Origin of the sequence: Natranaeroarchaeum aerophilus, assembly GCF_023638055.1 — an archaeon.
GTDB classification, from domain to species: domain Archaea; phylum Halobacteriota; class Halobacteria; order Halobacteriales; family Natronoarchaeaceae; genus Natranaeroarchaeum; species Natranaeroarchaeum aerophilum.
In genome coordinates, this window is the sequence record NZ_JAKRVY010000001.1 from 706,387 (window position 1) to 720,990 (window position 14,604).

General features: G+C 59.1%; 16 protein-coding genes. 5 read left to right on the top strand and 11 right to left on the bottom strand.

The annotated features are described in order from the left end of the window. Window positions 1–72: 72 nt before the first annotated feature. The 3 genes from pstA to AArcSt11_RS03645 are packed head-to-tail and all read right to left on the bottom strand — an operon-like array spanning window position 73 to window position 2,977. Entirely contained in the window at window positions 73–1,023 is a 951-nt protein-coding gene (pstA, locus tag AArcSt11_RS03635) for a phosphate ABC transporter permease PstA (protein ID WP_250594709.1), read from the bottom strand. Next, window positions 1,020–1,955 carry a phosphate ABC transporter permease subunit PstC gene (gene pstC / locus AArcSt11_RS03640; RefSeq protein ID WP_250594711.1) on the bottom strand — a complete coding sequence of 312 codons (936 nt, stop codon included), beginning with the start codon at window positions 1,953–1,955 and terminating at the stop codon, window positions 1,020–1,022. The genes pstA and pstC overlap by 4 nt, the downstream gene beginning before the upstream one ends. Further along, window positions 1,955–2,977, bottom strand: coding sequence for a PstS family phosphate ABC transporter substrate-binding protein (locus tag AArcSt11_RS03645; protein WP_250594713.1), 1,023 nt, complete (start codon window positions 2,975–2,977; stop codon window positions 1,955–1,957). Before AArcSt11_RS03645 ends, pstC begins: the two co-directional genes overlap by 1 nt. A gap of 197 nt (window positions 2,978–3,174) precedes the next feature. Here AArcSt11_RS03645 and AArcSt11_RS03650 point away from each other — a divergent pair, with 197 nt between their 5' ends. Both AArcSt11_RS03650 and AArcSt11_RS03655 read left to right on the top strand, forming a co-directional pair. Then, a complete protein-coding gene (locus AArcSt11_RS03650; RefSeq protein WP_250594715.1) occupies window positions 3,175–4,170 on the top strand; it encodes a phosphate signaling complex PhoU family protein in 996 nt (331 codons plus the stop codon). 211 nt (window positions 4,171–4,381) lie between these two features. Next, window positions 4,382–6,181, top strand: coding sequence for a SipW-dependent-type signal peptide-containing protein (locus AArcSt11_RS03655; RefSeq protein ID WP_250594717.1), 1,800 nt, complete (start codon window positions 4,382–4,384; stop codon window positions 6,179–6,181). 135 nt (window positions 6,182–6,316) lie between these two features. On the opposite strand, the gene AArcSt11_RS03660 is transcribed toward AArcSt11_RS03655, so the two are convergent. The 4 genes from AArcSt11_RS03660 to pyrF all read right to left on the bottom strand — a co-directional run bounded on the left by AArcSt11_RS03660 (window position 6,317) and on the right by pyrF (window position 8,936). Beyond that, a complete protein-coding gene (locus tag AArcSt11_RS03660) occupies window positions 6,317–6,703 on the bottom strand; it encodes a hypothetical protein (protein WP_250594718.1) in 387 nt (128 codons plus the stop codon). Further along, entirely contained in the window at window positions 6,700–7,320 is a 621-nt protein-coding gene (locus AArcSt11_RS03665; protein WP_250594720.1) for a signal peptidase I, read from the bottom strand. The genes AArcSt11_RS03660 and AArcSt11_RS03665 overlap by 4 nt, the downstream gene beginning before the upstream one ends. A gap of 6 nt (window positions 7,321–7,326) precedes the next feature. Further along, window positions 7,327–7,941: a DUF7344 domain-containing protein gene (locus AArcSt11_RS03670; RefSeq protein WP_250594722.1), complete on the bottom strand. Its 615-nt coding sequence runs from the start codon at window positions 7,939–7,941 to the stop codon at window positions 7,327–7,329. A 161-nt stretch (window positions 7,942–8,102) separates the two neighbouring features. Next, window positions 8,103–8,936 (bottom strand): orotidine-5'-phosphate decarboxylase, encoded by an 834-nt coding sequence (pyrF, locus tag AArcSt11_RS03675; protein WP_250594724.1) that lies wholly within the window; start codon window positions 8,934–8,936, stop codon window positions 8,103–8,105. A 103-nt stretch (window positions 8,937–9,039) separates the two neighbouring features. Here pyrF and AArcSt11_RS03680 point away from each other — a divergent pair, with 103 nt between their 5' ends. Beyond that, entirely contained in the window at window positions 9,040–9,699 is a 660-nt protein-coding gene (locus AArcSt11_RS03680) for an HAD family hydrolase (protein WP_250594726.1), read from the top strand. A 137-nt stretch (window positions 9,700–9,836) separates the two neighbouring features. Here the strand turns inward: AArcSt11_RS03680 and AArcSt11_RS03685 are convergent, their stop codons facing one another. After that, entirely contained in the window at window positions 9,837–10,274 is a 438-nt protein-coding gene (locus AArcSt11_RS03685) for a DUF7993 family protein (RefSeq protein WP_250594728.1), read from the bottom strand. 116 nt (window positions 10,275–10,390) lie between these two features. Here AArcSt11_RS03685 and AArcSt11_RS03690 point away from each other — a divergent pair, with 116 nt between their 5' ends. Together AArcSt11_RS03690 and AArcSt11_RS03695 are read left to right on the top strand one after the other, a co-directional pair. Further along, complete coding sequence (locus AArcSt11_RS03690) at window positions 10,391–10,981, top strand: hypothetical protein (RefSeq protein WP_250594730.1); 591 nt, start codon at window positions 10,391–10,393, stop codon at window positions 10,979–10,981. A 170-nt stretch (window positions 10,982–11,151) separates the two neighbouring features. Then, window positions 11,152–11,643, top strand: coding sequence for a DUF4395 domain-containing protein (locus AArcSt11_RS03695; protein WP_250594732.1), 492 nt, complete (start codon window positions 11,152–11,154; stop codon window positions 11,641–11,643). Between the two features lie 291 nt (window positions 11,644–11,934). On the opposite strand, the gene AArcSt11_RS03700 is transcribed toward AArcSt11_RS03695, so the two are convergent. The 3 genes from AArcSt11_RS03700 to AArcSt11_RS03710 all read right to left on the bottom strand — a co-directional run bounded on the left by AArcSt11_RS03700 (window position 11,935) and on the right by AArcSt11_RS03710 (window position 14,592). Further along, window positions 11,935–12,405: a PIN domain-containing protein gene (locus AArcSt11_RS03700; protein ID WP_250594734.1), complete on the bottom strand. Its 471-nt coding sequence runs from the start codon at window positions 12,403–12,405 to the stop codon at window positions 11,935–11,937. After that, on the bottom strand, window positions 12,402–12,653 hold the full coding sequence (locus AArcSt11_RS03705; protein WP_250594736.1) for a hypothetical protein: 252 nt from the start codon (window positions 12,651–12,653) through the stop codon (window positions 12,402–12,404). The genes AArcSt11_RS03700 and AArcSt11_RS03705 overlap by 4 nt, the downstream gene beginning before the upstream one ends. Before the next feature lie 607 nt (window positions 12,654–13,260). After that, window positions 13,261–14,592 (bottom strand): hypothetical protein, encoded by a 1,332-nt coding sequence (locus AArcSt11_RS03710; protein WP_250594738.1) that lies wholly within the window; start codon window positions 14,590–14,592, stop codon window positions 13,261–13,263. Between the last annotated feature and the right edge of the window lie 12 nt (window positions 14,593–14,604).

Consider the following 14,604-nt stretch of genomic DNA (forward strand, 5'->3'; position numbering starts at 1 on the left):
GGCACTCTCGTCGTCCGTTTCCGTGTCGACCTCCGTTGCTGTCGTCGTACCGAGTGATGTGTCGCTCATTGGTTATGTTGGTGTATCGTACTTGTTACGGATATAGATCGCCGTCGCGTTCATCAGCAAGAGCACAGTCAGCAGGACGACAATGCCTGCCGCGGCGACGTGCTGGAACTCCGCTGCAGGCTGTTTGGCCCAGTCGAAGATCTGCATGGGCATCGCGGCGAAGGCCCCGAGTGGACCGTCCGGCGGCGCGAACATCGCCGTCGCCGCACCGATCAGCACCAGCGGTGCCGTCTCGCCGATCGCCCGCGAGAGCGAGAGGATCATGCCGGTCATGATGCCGGGCAGGGCGTTCGGAAGCACGACGTTCCGGATCGTCTGCCAGCGCGTCGCGCCGACCCCGTACGACGCGTTTCGCAGGGAATCCGGCACTGCCCGTAACGCCTCCTGCGAGGAGACGATCACGATCGGCAAGATCAGCAGCGTCAGTGTCAGTGCGCCGGCGAGGAGACTCGATCCGGTGTTGAGCGCCCGGACGAAGATCGCCAGTCCGAGCAGGCCGTACACGATCGACGGGACGCCAGCGAGGTTGGCGATGTTGGCGTTGATCAGTGTCGTCAACCAGTTGTCGCTGGCGTATTCTTCCAGATAGATTGCCGCACCGACACCGAGGAACACGGTAAACAGCGCGGTCATGGCAATCAGGTAGATCGAACCGATCAGCGCCGGGTAGATACCGGCCGGACGTGTATCCGGATCGGCGTACAGCGCGGGATCGAAGTTCTCGACGAACCGCGATGGTGGGTACGTCAGGAACTCCCAGGTCACCCATCCCCACGCCTCGTACACCACGTCCGCGATCAACGCAATCAACGCGACGATGCCGACCATCGTCGCCGACAGGCAGAGCCCAACGAATATCTTGCCGTAGAGCCGCTTGCGCTGGACCTGTTCGCCGCCATCGAGCGGGAACTCGTCCTCGACGACGCCGCCGTCGGTTCGTGGTTCGTCGCTCATTGATACTCCTCCCTGTAGCGCGCTTTGATCGCCAGACTCAACATGTTCATCGCCAGCGTCATCACGAACAGCGTCATGCCGACCGCAAAGAGGCTCTGATAGCCGACCGAGCCCACAGAGACGTCACCCATCCCGACGTTAACCATGTACGATGTCATCGTCTGGATCGGCTCCAGCGGATTCGCGGTGATCTGTGGTGTAATCCCTGCCGCCAGCGCGACCGCCATCGTCTCGCCGATCGCCCGCGAGATCGCGAGGATGTACGATGCCAGGATGCCCGACATCGCGGAGGGGACGACGATTCCGGTACTGACCTCGAATTTGGTCGCGCCGAGACCGTAGCCCGCATTCCGCAACTCGTCCGGCACCGCGCTCATCGCGTCTTCCGACAGCGAGGAGACCATCGGGATGATCATGATCCCGACCACGATCGCCGCCGAGGCGGCGTTGAACGTCCCGGTCTGTGGAAACACGCGCTGGATGAGCGGGGTAATGAACGAGAGAGCGAAGAAACCGTACACGATCGTCGGGATCCCCGCCAGCACTTCGAGCGTCGGCTTGATGATCGATCGAACACGGGCACTCGCGTACTCGCTGAGGTAGATCGCCGTTGCCGTCCCGACCGGGAGGGCAACGACTGCAGAGCCGACGGTGATCAGCAGCGTCCCATAGACCAGCGAGAGCACACCGTAACTCGGCGGGTTACGCTGGGGCGACCACTCCGATCCGGTGTAAAACGTCAGGATCGAGACGTCCGAAAAGAACGTCCATGCGCCGCGAAAGAGCACGACGATGATGCCGACCGTTGTCAGGACCGACAGGAACGCACAGGCAAAGAAGACCCATTTCACGAACGTATTCCGGCGCTGTTCGCTTGCCGTTCCCGCATTCGTCAGTTCCCCAGTATCGGAGTACGAATCCGCCCCCGCCATCACCGCACCTCCGCGATTTTGGCTTCGAGGCGCTCGGACTCACGCTCTACCAGTGGGTCGGGAATGGGGTAGAATTTGACCCGGGGTGCGACACGCTGTGTCCATGCTTGCCCGTCGGGCTCTTCTCGTCGGAAAAAGAATCGCACGAACTCCCGAACCACTTCGCGTTCCAGTTCGTTCACGTTCACATAGACGTACATCGAGCGCGAAAGGGGCGTGTACGCAGGACCGTCCGGCTCCTCCTCGAACGCCCTTCCAACTGTCTCGTCGGTCGGTATAACCCCGCCGTTGTCGTCGTCAACCTCGACCAGTTTCAGATCGTCCTCGTTCTCGTAGAAGTAGCCTGCACCGCCAAAGCCGAGGGCGTCCCTGTTCCCGCGGACGCCCCGGACGATGACGTTCGTATCTGCAGTCTCGTTGTACCCCCGGCGGATGCTCCCTGCCTCACCGTTGATCGCCTCGGTGAAGTAGTCGTACGTCCCCGACGCCGAGTCACGCCCGTACAGCGAGATCTCCCTGTCGGGCCACTCGGGATCGAGATCGCTCCACTGCTCCACGTCCGAGCCCTGCCGCCAGAGCTGGTGGAGCTGATCGACGGTCAATCGATCGACTGGTCCGTCGGGATGAGCCATGATCGCGATCCCGTCGAGCACGGCTTCCAGTTCGAGGAACTCGACACCGTTTGCGTCGGCATCGGCCCGTTCTTCGTCGGTAATCCGACGACTGGCGTTCTGTAGCGCGGTCTCACCGGCTGTGAACTGCTGGAAACCAGCGCCGGTGCCCGAGCCGCGAACGGGAATGCGGACACCGTTGTTTCGCCACTGGAACTCCTCGGCGACTGCTGCGGTGTGGGGCAACACCGTGTTCGAGCCGTCGACGATGATCTCTCCGGTGAGGTCGCTTTCCTCGCCGCGGGTGATACAGCCTGAAAGTCCGGCTACGCCGACTGATCCCGCAGCAAAAAGGAATTCACGCCGCGACCGGCTGCAAGAAGACGCACCAGACTCCCGGTGACTTGCCATCAACAATACAGTGGTGATAGGAGGTCTAAATACCCTTCTATTATCAATATATAGTCCTATATAGCTATATGTTTGGTAGTTCATCATACTCTGTGGAGTGTAGAAAACACCACTCAGAATGGATATACCGTAACAATAGATTAGAACATCACTCCATAGATAGCAGGTGTTTAGTATCGGCTCGCTCAACTGCCCGTATGGAGACGCGAAAAGTCCAGATTACTGGCGGCTCGACGTATACGGTCTCGTTGCCAAAGTCGTGGGCGACGGAGAACGATGTCGCTGCCGGGACCGAAGTCGAGTTCCACGCCGAGGACGATTCGCTGTTGTTGACGCCAAAGAGTGAGCGCGAACACACGGAAGGAACGCTTGACGTTACCGACCTCGCGGGCGAGCAGCTGACGCGGGCGGTGATGACGATGTACGTCAGCGGCTTCGACCGGATCGCGCTCGAAGGATCGACCATCACGAGCGAACAGCGCCGTGCGATCAGGAGCGCTACCCAGAGCCTGATCGGCGTCGAGGTGCTCGAAGAGACCGGCGAACGCGTCGTCCTGCAGGATCTACTCGACTCCTCGGAGCTGTCGATTACCAACGCTGTCACGCGAATGCGCCTGATCGCCGAATCGATGCTCGCCGACGCCGTGACCGCGCTCGTCGAGAACGACGACGACCTCGCACGCGACGTCATCCAGCGCGACGACGACGTCGACCGGCTCTGGTTTGTCGTCTCGCGGACCTTTCGTGCGACGTTGCGCTCGACGAGCGCGGCCACGGAGCTTGGGCTCCCGCGCGAGGACTGTTTCGACTACCACTCCAGTGCCCGCCAGCTTGAACGGAGCGCAGATCACGCCGCCAAGATCAGCCAGCTCACCCTCCAACTCGGTGAAATACCCGAAGAAGTCAGCATGGAAATCGTCGAACTTCACGACAACGCCGCCGATATCATCGACCAGGCGATGGACGCGCTGCTGACCGACGACAGTGCCCGGTCGAGCGAGATTGCTCACGAGGTGCGCGAGTCGATCCTCGGGCTGGACGAACAGACCCGCCGCATCCACGACAAACTCCGCCAGCTCGATCCCCACGAGGCACAACTGCTCGGGATCATCGTCGATTCGCTCTCCCGCAGTGCGGACTACGGCGGCAACATCGCCGAGACGGCACTGCAGAAGGCCGCGCCGCGACCGTGAGCTCGAACTGAAACGTTCGACATTTTCTAGATATATCTTATAGATATTGCCGTTAGCACCATTATGCGGGGTCTATCGCCCATTATACTGGTTGTTCCGATCTAGAGCCCACGTCTAGTCACGTATCACCTTGTGTATATATACACACCCACGTCCGGCCACTCTCTCGTACGTGGCAGACGGCGGGACGCCGCTGTCGCGTGGTGAAAATATGGCAGACGAAGACAGCGGACGACTCAATCGACGGAGCGTACTGGCCGGGATCGGTGCAGCCGGTGCCGGTGCAGCGCTCGGGGGATTCGGCACATCAGCACTCTTCACCGACGAAGAGCATCTGGACGACAACGAGATCGTTGCGGGCGAGCTGGACCTGTTCATCGACTGGCAGGAAAAGTACGACAAGGGAGATGGGCTAAAGCTCATCGACGTGTTCCCTGCGGATGAAAAAGGGGGTAAAGAACAGGCAGACCTCGAAATAGACGACTTCTGTAAGACGTTCGGCGAGCTCGGTCCACCGCTCCACAGCAAGCGCCGGTCGGTCATCGATTACGATACTCGCGAGCCGACGAAGGGCAACAAGGCGGACGAGCCGCTTGTCTACCTCGACGACGTCAAGCCCGGCGACCGCTGGGAGACGACGTTCAGCTACCATCTCTGTGGTAACGACGGCTGGGTCTGGTTCCGGACGAAAAACAAGGAGTACCTCGACGCGCACGGGGAGGACAAGCCAGAGGACCATCTCGCTGACAAGGCGCATGCACGTGTCTGGTACGACATGTACGAGGGTCCCGACGGGGATGCCGCTTCAGTCACAGGCGATATCACCGAGGACACCACGGAAATCGACGAGATTTTCAGCACGCTAACTGACTCACGGTTCCCTGAACCCGGTGCGCGGAACTTCGATTGCGACGACTATGAGGAACGACTCGGTCGGTTCGAGGAGGGCGATCTGGCTGGAGACGAACTGTTCGAAGGCGATTTCGAGGAGAGCGATTCTGCCGAGGGGGAATGTGGAACAGTTACAGTCGATGAAAGGACGGGCGGGACTGTCACCTTCTCATCGGATGGACCTGTTCTGATCGTCAGCGTAAAAGGCGGCAACGAGGGCGAGAACGTCTACGTGTTCCAGGAGCCAGTCATCCTCGATGGAGCGACGTTCTCGACACCAACCGGGCAGGACATTAGCAACATCGACGTGTGCTGTGCTGCCAACGGCGAGGAGATCATCGAACCGGGCGATAACGTCTATCAGGAAGGCAAAGAGCCGCTCATCGCCGAGGGGACGCTACGGGAGGTTCTCGACGAGCTCAACGACGGCGTCTTGCTCGACGCCGACCCGGATATCGGATCGATGTACAACGACGACAGCGACCCGGCCTGTACCGAGGCCTCGACGACCCGGTATATCGGCTTCGAGTGGTGGCTGCCGATGGACGTGGGCAACGAGATCCAGCAGGATCGTCTGGAGTTCGACCTCGGCTTCTACACCGAACAGTGTCGACACAACCCGAACCCGCAGAATCCGTTTGTCGACGAACCGGACCGAATCGACCTGCCACCGAATGCCGATCCTGAGGCAGAACTCGAAGAGCAGTTCAATATCCTGTCGGACATCGATTTCGACACTAACGCGGTCGAGATCTGTGTCGAACAGCCGGAAGCCGATGGGGAAACGGATATTGGCGTCCAGGTCACCGATCACCACGGAACGTTCGATGAAACGCCGACGACGTGGAACCCCGGTTCTTCGTTCTTGGCATCACGAACGATCGAGTTCGAGGATGGCGTTGGTTGCTTCAAGATGGGCAACCCGGGCGTCGATGATGTGCTACTGACGCTCTTACCGTTCGATGGCGGTCTCGAAACCGTCGACGACATCGACAACATCGCCGTCGCTGTCGAGGGAGAAGAGCCAGCCAGCATGAACATCAGAGGCGTCGACGTGGCGCAGTCAGAGATGACCGCCGAGGCGAGCACCGGGTTCGAAGACCACGAATCCGACCGATAACGTTCTACATTTCTTTTTTATTGGCGTACTTGTCCCAGACAGAGTTACTCTCCTCTGACAGAGCGGGATTCAGCATATTGGCTGACGCTTCGAAGTGACTGGGGATCAGGGACCGAACTAACTGGAAAAAGAGGATTACTGGTCGTCCGAATCCGCTTCGCTCGCAGTTCCCTCATCATCCGCCGCTTCGTCGTCTGTCTCTTCCTCTGTGTCCGTACTGGTGTCGTCGCTATCATCTGCGTTCTCGTACTCTGACTCGTCGGTTTCGTCCTCAGTAGTCTCCTCGATATCGTCTCCAGCCTCAGCATCCGACGAATCGTTCACGTCCGACTGGCCAGGAGGTTCATCGGGCGGTCCCCCCGGAGATTCGTCCTGTTCCCCCTCGTCTTCACCCCCTTCGATCTCGTTTCCGTCCAGACTCACGCCGTCGCTCAACAGCCCGCCGGTCATCCCGATTGAGAGACTGAGCAGCCCCACAAGCGCGATTACGCCGACGAGCGCGACTCGACGTCGACGCCTCATCGATCCACCTCCTCGTCATCTGTCCGGGCGTCGTCCGACTGGTCGGATTCGCTGTCGGCGTCCGATTCCGCCGAGTCACCGGATTCGTCGTCGGACTCCGATTCGTCCATCCCTTTTTTCAGCTCCCAGACTTCGGTCCCGACCAGCGCCAGCCCCGGCAGAATCACCAGCGAGATGATGCCGATCGTCGTCTGCGCGAAGGCGACGAAGCGTCCGAAGTACGGGATCGTCAGCGTGACCTCGCCGATTACACGCTCGGCGGCCACCGGCTGTGGGTCAGGGTTTTCATTTGCGTCACCCTGTGTGACGAACTGCGTCTGGCCGTCCTCCTCTTCAATCTCGACGACGCGATGGGTCGTCCGGCGCTCGTCGTCACCCGGCGGTGCGAACGTGATTACGTCATCTTCCTCGATCTGATCGGGACTGCGCTCGGTAACGATCACGACATCACCGCCCTCGATTTCGGGCGACATGCTGTCGGAGGTGACGACGTAGCTTTCGTCGGCACCGATCACCTGCGGGACGGCGACCACGACGACCGCACAGAGGGTGATGATCAGCGCGAACCCAAGCAGGACGCGCGCGGCGGCGCTTGCCTTCCGGCGAAGATACGACATGCTCGATCACCCCCTGGGCGGCCCTTCGTCCCCGACCTGCATGCGTCTGTCGTGCAGTACGTGCGCTACCCCCGAGGCGAAAAACAGCGTCGAGAACAGCAACGCGCCGATTCCACCGGCCAGCAGCGAAAAGGGCGGGAGTCCGGCCACTACCAGCGCGGCGAACCCCACACAGAGCGCGCCGAGCCCGGCGTAATACGTACTCCACGGGATATCGTCGTGCGGGACGACATCGAGGTAGACGTCCAGTTGCGCCGCGGCGTCGGTCAGCGTGACCGTCGACCGATCGGCATCGAACTCGACGACGCCGCCGTCGTCCATCTTTGGCAGATGTGACTGCCGGAGCGCGGTGTACACGCGAACCCGTTGCTGGTAGGTGATTTCCTCGGGATCGGTATCGTTTTCCCACGCGGCGATGCGTCGTGAGAGCGTCCGGAGCGTCGCGCTCCCGTCATTCTGCCGGAGATAGTGAAGGACGTGGCGGCGTCGACGACAGCTCAACATCTGGAAGGCCAGTTCCTGATCGATCGGCGGGCGTTCGGTCCGACCCCGTGTCTCATCGCCGGATTCCACACCGTCCGGAGTGACCGTCTCGCTTTGCTGGACTGCGGTCGCGCTCACGCTCGATCACCGACGGGTGGAGTCGCAGTTACGACATCGTTGCTATATACCATCGTTCCACTGTCAGATGCAGTCTTCCGACCGATAGTTATGAAATATATTACAGCAAGTAAACGATGGCATCGATCGGTAAGCGGTGGTATCGCGCCGGTAAGCCGCTGCTAGCGGTACTGGTTGAGTCGGCGCTTTAGCCGCTTGGCGGCGTCACCAGCGGCGCTGGCAAACCGGTCGGCATCCCCCTCGGCCCGGTCGGCGTTTTCGCCAGCGAAGATGATCCCGCGCGAGGAGTTGACGACGCCGACGCCGTCGGCGAGGCCGTGTTCGACCGCCGCTTCGGCGTCGCCGCCCTGACTCCCGACGCCGGGGACGAGGAAGGGGAGGTCGGGGACCTGCTCGCGAACGTCTTCGAGCTCTTCGGGCGTCGTCGCGCCAACGACCAGTCCGATGTTTCCATGTTCGTTCCAGAGATCCGCGAGCGCGGCGACGCGCTCGTATAGCAGGTCCCCCTCAGCGAGTTCGAGATCCTGCAGATCGGCACCGCCCGGATTCGACGTCCGACAGAGGATGAAGACTCCTGCACTCTCGGTGTCGAGGAAGGGCTGAAGCGAGTCCCGGCCCATGTAGGGGTTGACCGTGATTGCGTCCGCGCCGGTGCTCCCCGTGTCGGGATCGACGAGTTCGGCGTACTGCCGCGTCGTGTTGCCGATATCCGCCCGTTTGGCGTCGAGGAGCACCGGCACACCCTTGCCCTTGGCGTAGGCGATCGTCTCTTCGAGTGCCCGCCAGCCGTCCGGATCCTCGTAGAACGCCGCGTTTGGCTTGAACGCCGCGGCGTGCTCGTGGGTCGCGTCGATGATCCGGCGATTGAACGCAAAGCGGGGTAGATCGTACTCGTGGAACACGTCGGGGAGTCGGTCCATGTCGGGATCGAGGCCAACACTGACGACGCTGTCCGTCGTCTCGATCCGATGGGCCAGTCGGTCGAAGAAGTTCATACTTGCCCGTGTGCGACCGGTCCACTACAAGATATCGATCGACAGCGGTGGCCGATCGTGCGGGGATAGATAGGCTCAAATCCGTGGGTGTGTACTACCATCTATGACGGTTTCGGCGGTCGTCTTCGATCTGGACGAGACGCTCGCGATCCCCCGACGCGAACGACAGACGCTGATGACGGACGCGATGGCATCGATCGGCGCGCCTACGCCCACGCGTGAAGAGTATCTGGAGGCCCACAGACAGCATCTCACCGGCGAGACACGTGCACCGATCTTCACCGACATTTTCGAGGCGTACGACGACGACGCTGATCCGGCTGCTGCGGCGGCGGCCTACCGCGACGAGATCGCTGGTTCGCTCCGGCCGGTCACCGACGCCGAATCGTTACTGGCCGACCTGCGCGGGAACTATCGGGTCGGTCTCCTGACTAACGGGCCGGTCGTCGCACAGCGAGACAAACTCGCCACGCTCGGCTGGGAGGACCTCTTCGACGAGGCGATCGTTACGGGCGAACTGAGTGCGGGGAAGCCGGACACTCGCGCATTCGAGGCGATCCTTGACGCCCTCGACGTTCCGGCAGCCGAGACGGTCTACATCGGTGACAAGGTCCGGACCGATATTCACGGCGCGAAAGACGCCGGGCTACGCGCGATTCAGGTGCTGTACGCGGGCGGCCCGGAACCTGACGACAGTGCTGACGCACACGTCGACCGGGCGGCGATGGCGACCGAACTCCCGGCCGCGCTCGGCGCGTTGTGACGTCCGGCCGGGATTCTGCCGACAGTCGTACGCCAGCCGTTGTATCATCCTGTAGTTTGTCACATTGTACACGATGTTACATTGTAACATCGCAGCAGACGTCGGGAAAGTAGCGAGCGTCGTTGAACAGGGGGCCGCTACTCGGCCAGCTCCTCGCTTACTGCATCGAGGACGGCCGCACCACGTTTGGTCTCCGCACCACTCTCGACGAACACGAGCGTCTTCGGTGGGTGGACGGCTTTCGGGCGGACCCGGAGTTCCTCCGCCTCGGCGCGCTCGGCGGCGACGTTCTGGCCTGCGGAAATCTCGATCCGAACCCGGTCGTCGTGGACGAACACCTGTGCGACCTGCCGCCCGTCCTCGACGTCGCCCTGCCGTCTGGCATCGTCCGGGTCCTCGATCGGCTCCTCGGTCCATTCGATGTCGTAGGCGCGCTCGCCCTCGGCGGTCCCCGAGACCGTCCGGTCCGGGTTCGTCACCGAGAGGCGCGCGAGCGCCCCATCGACACGCCCGTCGATCTCCGAGGAGAGTAGCTGGGCGATCCGGACCCCGTCGGTGACACGTTCTTCGACCATACCGTGCCTTCGAGTGTGGGGGGTTTCGGCGTTGCGTTCCGGGACGACGACTCGTCGGTCAAAGAGCGACTGTAGCCATCGCGGGCTTGATGACAACAGACGGTGAAGTGGCAGGTATGAAACGACGTGCGCTCCTCGTCGCTGCTGGCGCACTCGGTGTGGGATCGGTCGGGACGAGCGCAGCCGACGAGAACGACCCGGACTGCGAGGAGACGACCGAAATCGTGACCGGCCGGTCGGGCGACGAGGTGACCTCGACCGAGATGGTTCCCGCCCCGTGGTGGGACCAGGTAGAGCGCGTTCGGGCGGTACAGGACGAGTTGAGCGAGGAGTTCGGCGACGAGGAGTGGTTCGAGGCGACGGGCCGATCGAGCGGGAGCCGTGAGATTTGCGGCCGCAACGTTCTGGTCGTCACCGTCTACGCCTCGGACGTCGAGACTGCCCGTGAGTATATCGACGAGGACAGCAAGGACGTACCGCTGTCGATCGAAGAGCGGATCGAGGACCCGGTCTGGGATGTGGAAGGTGACGTAGCGCGCGAAGGTGATCAAGAGCGCGATACCGATGAAACAGAGGGGGAGACGAACAATGCGGACGACGAGGACGATCCGACGCCCGGCCCGGGAGTGGTCGGGGCGCTCGCCGGGGTCGGGACGGCGGGTCTGCTGCTCGGGAAGCGAATGGGCAACGGGCCGGACCGCACCTGATCGCGACCTGCGTCGAGTTCTCGATCACCAGCGATCGGTAAGAACAGGATTGGCACTACATTTCGCCACCGGGTTGGCCGTCTCGATTCCGTCTACCCGAGCAACTGGCACCGTTTTGCAGCCCTCCAACCGGGGAACTGTTATCCGAGTTGATCCCTTCGATACCGTGTATGTCGCCTGCTAGCGGGACGGTCGATCCACGGGCACCTCGATTCGGACAGGGGGTCACAGCAGCCCTGGCACTCGGTGGGGTCGTCCTCCAGGAACCGGTGTTGATATACATCCTGACAGCCCTGCTCGTCGTGGCAGTCGCCTCGCGGTGGCGGATCGACCCCTATCGGTTCCTGTGGCTGCGCGTTCGGCGGTTCGTCGATCCCCCCACGACCACCGAGTCGGCACTCCCACACCGGTTCGCCCGAGTCGTCGGTGCGATGTTCACGAGTGTTGCGTCGATCTGTCTCGTCGTGGCGGGAGTGACAGGCATCGGATCGCTCGCGCTGGTTGGCTATGGCCTCATCGGAATCGTCGGTGTTCTCGCGGCGCTGGGTGCCTTTGCAAACTTCTGTCTCGGCTGTCGGATGTACCGCCAAGTGTCGCTGTTCAAGGGCTGGAAACTGCTGACGACGCCGGCAGAGGATATCGAAGAGATGGCTCGTTTATAATTGGTGTCAGTAGATGATCGACTCAATGGAACCTGATCGGGCCTGGGTTTCCTGTGACCCTCTCCGGATGGATGCAGAGACGTTTTTCAACATCAACATCGGTGGGATCGCCACTTGAACTCGGATAAGGCATCATATACCGGCGTGCGGCGATTCATCTTCTCCCTGCTCGCTCCTCGAGGAAGGGGTATTCTCGCCTATCTTCTGGTAAATCGGTAGCCTCGGCACTCATGACTCATAATCTATCCATAGTGAATGTATACAACACGCCTTTAGGATCCGCTCGTTTCGTTACTGCTCGTCCAGCATCCGGATCCCACGCTCCACGACCGCCTCGGTCACGAAGAGACTCGTTTCACGCTGGAGTGCTCGCATCCGAGATACCGCCTCGTCTCTATCGAGTAATCCCCGAGAGTAACCGAGCGCAATTATGCCGATGGTGCCGTGTACTTCGACACCCGCGTCGGACGCTGCCTTTCGGGCGGCGAGGTCGTCGCTCAGGAGAACGACTCCCCGCTCTTTTGCGACCGCAATCGCGGCGCGTTCTCCGGCATCCAGTTCTTCAGCTTCAATTCGGCGTTCGTCGGCTTCAACGAGTCCGTACGAGAGGTCGGCTAACCCGTTCGGAACACCACCGGCTTTGACCTCCCTGTACACCGTCTCTGGAACGAGGAGTGTGTCAAACGTCGAGAGGAGTTCGAGCGAGTCGATTTCGGCGAGGTGAATGAGCGGTCCTGCATCCGAGACAGCCACGAGCGTCACGCGTTCAGGCCCCAGTCGACGTCTTCCTCGATGACCTCGCGCTCTCGGTCCGCTCGCTCGACTTTCGTTCGACCGACGCGCTCGATGGCCTCCTTGCGGTCAAGTTCGTCGTCGAGGTACTGTGTGAGCACGAGGTCCTCCCACAGGTCTTCTAGCCCGCGTTCGAGTGCCTGTTCGAACACTTCTGACTCTGGAAGGCCGCGAGCCTCCGCGATTTCTCGTACCCGGTCGGAAATTTCGGCGGCCATACAGTACGATTGCTCGGCAACGTTCATAAATCCGTGTCTGCCTACTCGGCGAGAGCCTGACCGGGGCCTATTGAGATCGCGATGGGAAACAACCCTCGGGAAATCGAGCACGTAGAGAAACACCTAACAAAGTTTGACACAGTGTGGATCGTCTGCCCGAGCAACGATGTCTGTGATGGACTGACGCAACGACTCAAAAAAGGGGTTACTGAGCGATTCGATAGTATTCCGGGTATTTCCGGACTTCAACAATGCTGATATCCCGCCGAGATAGGATTTTCCGGGCATCGGAATCTACTGTTCTATCTTTAAACAGCGAGAGCATCCTGCCGTTCACACCGGGCGAGAATGTCATGCGACTTACGGCTGTGAATGGGGATACACTACCGAACAGAACCCTGATAGTCTAATCAAAGAAATAAGACAACCTACTCTTCTTGGAAACATGGATCAAGACATATTTGACCTGTTTAGTGAAAGACACTCTGAGGAAGAGCAAATAGGTCTAAGAAAAAGCTACACAAGTCAAGGATTCGTAGAACAAATGGACAACTGGGGTAACCAACCCAATGAAGGATCACTGATAAGCTAGCCTTTTCCCTATATTCTACTCCAGTAACTGTTCCAAACCTTCGAAATCGGGATTTTCCCGTACTTCGCTGAAAGTATCTCTACCGTTATTCCAGTCAGCAAGCAAAGTAGGCTGTCTTGGTGTTCCAAACACGCCTACATGTCTGCCTGTTTCATTGTAATGATCTCCTGCAACTTTAACAGGGTTGAAAATCTCGTCTCTCTCCCCGTTATCCCGAATCATTTCCAAACCGATCGAACCATAGTTATCGGAGATAGTTACGTCTCTTGTTGATGGTCCAGACGCCGGGACGACTTGACTTAAAAAGAAGACGTCTTGTCTACGAGTTTTTATGAAGTATTTTACTTCTTCCATTTCTCCCCGTTCAAACTCTCCGAGAATCGATACATAGTCCGGGTTTGATATCCCGTCAACCATATCGATTCTTTCTATATCTTCTATGTGCGCTACTTCTGATCCTATTGTTTCGTGGTGGTACCAGTCGCTGTCAAGGTGTATAGCTTTAGATCCATGGTTGGTCCCCCCAGTGTCTGCTGTGTCGTCGTGAGGATTGTTAAAACCATTTGCGTGTACTTGGTCTGGTTCAAAATCAGTGTAGTTATGTATTATCTGTTCTTCTGTAGCTGCCTGTACCTGTGCATGACCCGAATGTCTACCTATTTCAGCTCTAACATGTCTGCCTACCATATCTATTAACTGGTTTTTTCCTTCTTTTGTAGTGGTGTCTATTTCTTCTATTTCTTTTGGGTTGAAATTTTCTACTACCTCTTCTCTGGCGCGGTCTCTTACTGCTTGCTGTCTTTTCCGTTCGAACCAGTCGGTCTCCAGATTGTGGTTGTCGAAGCTGTACGGTGTTTCGTGTTCTGTTATTTTTTGGTTGTCTACGTATGCTTCGATAAGATAGCTGGTTGGTAGTTTTTTTGTAACGTCTATCTGTTCTGTTGTGGTGTCGCTGTTTTTTTCTGTTTCTATGGTTAATGTGTTGGTTCCCGGTTCGAGCTGTGTGCATGCAATTTTTTGGAGGCTGTCTTCTGTGTCGTGTTCGAGCTGTCCGTTTGAACCTATTATTCTTATGTTGTCGGGTTCGACTTTTTCTTGGTTTTCGTAAAGGTTTATCCCGAGTTTGATGTAGTCTTGGTCTCTTACTGTGTCTTCCGTGTGTTCCCAGTTTTTAAGATCTGTGAGATCTGTTTCTGTGTTTTCCGGTTCTATCTCGATTTTGTATTCTGTGGTTTCTGTACTGTTTTCGTTTCTGTCTGGTAGATTTGTGCATCCAGCTAAACCGCCAGCTGTTGCTGTGGTAGTTGCCAATAGGAATTTCCGGCGTGAGTGAACCTCTTGGCTCATAGACAGTTGTTA

Bases quoted from the DNA above. Each gene is read 5' to 3' on its own strand.
- pstA (WP_250594709.1), bottom strand. From the start codon at position 1,023: ATGAGCGACGAACCACGAACCGACGGCGGCGTCGTCGAGGACGAGTTC.
- pstC (WP_250594711.1), bottom strand. From the start codon at position 1,955: ATGGCGGGGGCGGATTCGTACTCCGATACTGGGGAACTGACGAATGCG.
- AArcSt11_RS03645 (WP_250594713.1), bottom strand. From the start codon at position 2,977: ATGGCAAGTCACCGGGAGTCTGGTGCGTCTTCTTGCAGCCGGTCGCGG.
- AArcSt11_RS03650 (WP_250594715.1), top strand. From the start codon at position 3,175: ATGGAGACGCGAAAAGTCCAGATTACTGGCGGCTCGACGTATACGGTC.
- AArcSt11_RS03655 (WP_250594717.1), top strand. From the start codon at position 4,382: ATGGCAGACGAAGACAGCGGACGACTCAATCGACGGAGCGTACTGGCC.
- AArcSt11_RS03660 (WP_250594718.1), bottom strand. From the start codon at position 6,703: ATGAGGCGTCGACGTCGAGTCGCGCTCGTCGGCGTAATCGCGCTTGTG.
- AArcSt11_RS03665 (WP_250594720.1), bottom strand. From the start codon at position 7,320: ATGTCGTATCTTCGCCGGAAGGCAAGCGCCGCCGCGCGCGTCCTGCTT.
- pyrF (WP_250594724.1), bottom strand. From the start codon at position 8,936: ATGAACTTCTTCGACCGACTGGCCCATCGGATCGAGACGACGGACAGC.
- AArcSt11_RS03680 (WP_250594726.1), top strand. From the start codon at position 9,040: ATGACGGTTTCGGCGGTCGTCTTCGATCTGGACGAGACGCTCGCGATC.
- AArcSt11_RS03685 (WP_250594728.1), bottom strand. From the start codon at position 10,274: ATGGTCGAAGAACGTGTCACCGACGGGGTCCGGATCGCCCAGCTACTC.
- AArcSt11_RS03690 (WP_250594730.1), top strand. From the start codon at position 10,391: ATGAAACGACGTGCGCTCCTCGTCGCTGCTGGCGCACTCGGTGTGGGA.
- AArcSt11_RS03695 (WP_250594732.1), top strand. From the start codon at position 11,152: ATGTCGCCTGCTAGCGGGACGGTCGATCCACGGGCACCTCGATTCGGA.
- AArcSt11_RS03705 (WP_250594736.1), bottom strand. From the start codon at position 12,653: ATGGCCGCCGAAATTTCCGACCGGGTACGAGAAATCGCGGAGGCTCGC.
- AArcSt11_RS03710 (WP_250594738.1), bottom strand. From the start codon at position 14,592: ATGAGCCAAGAGGTTCACTCACGCCGGAAATTCCTATTGGCAACTACC.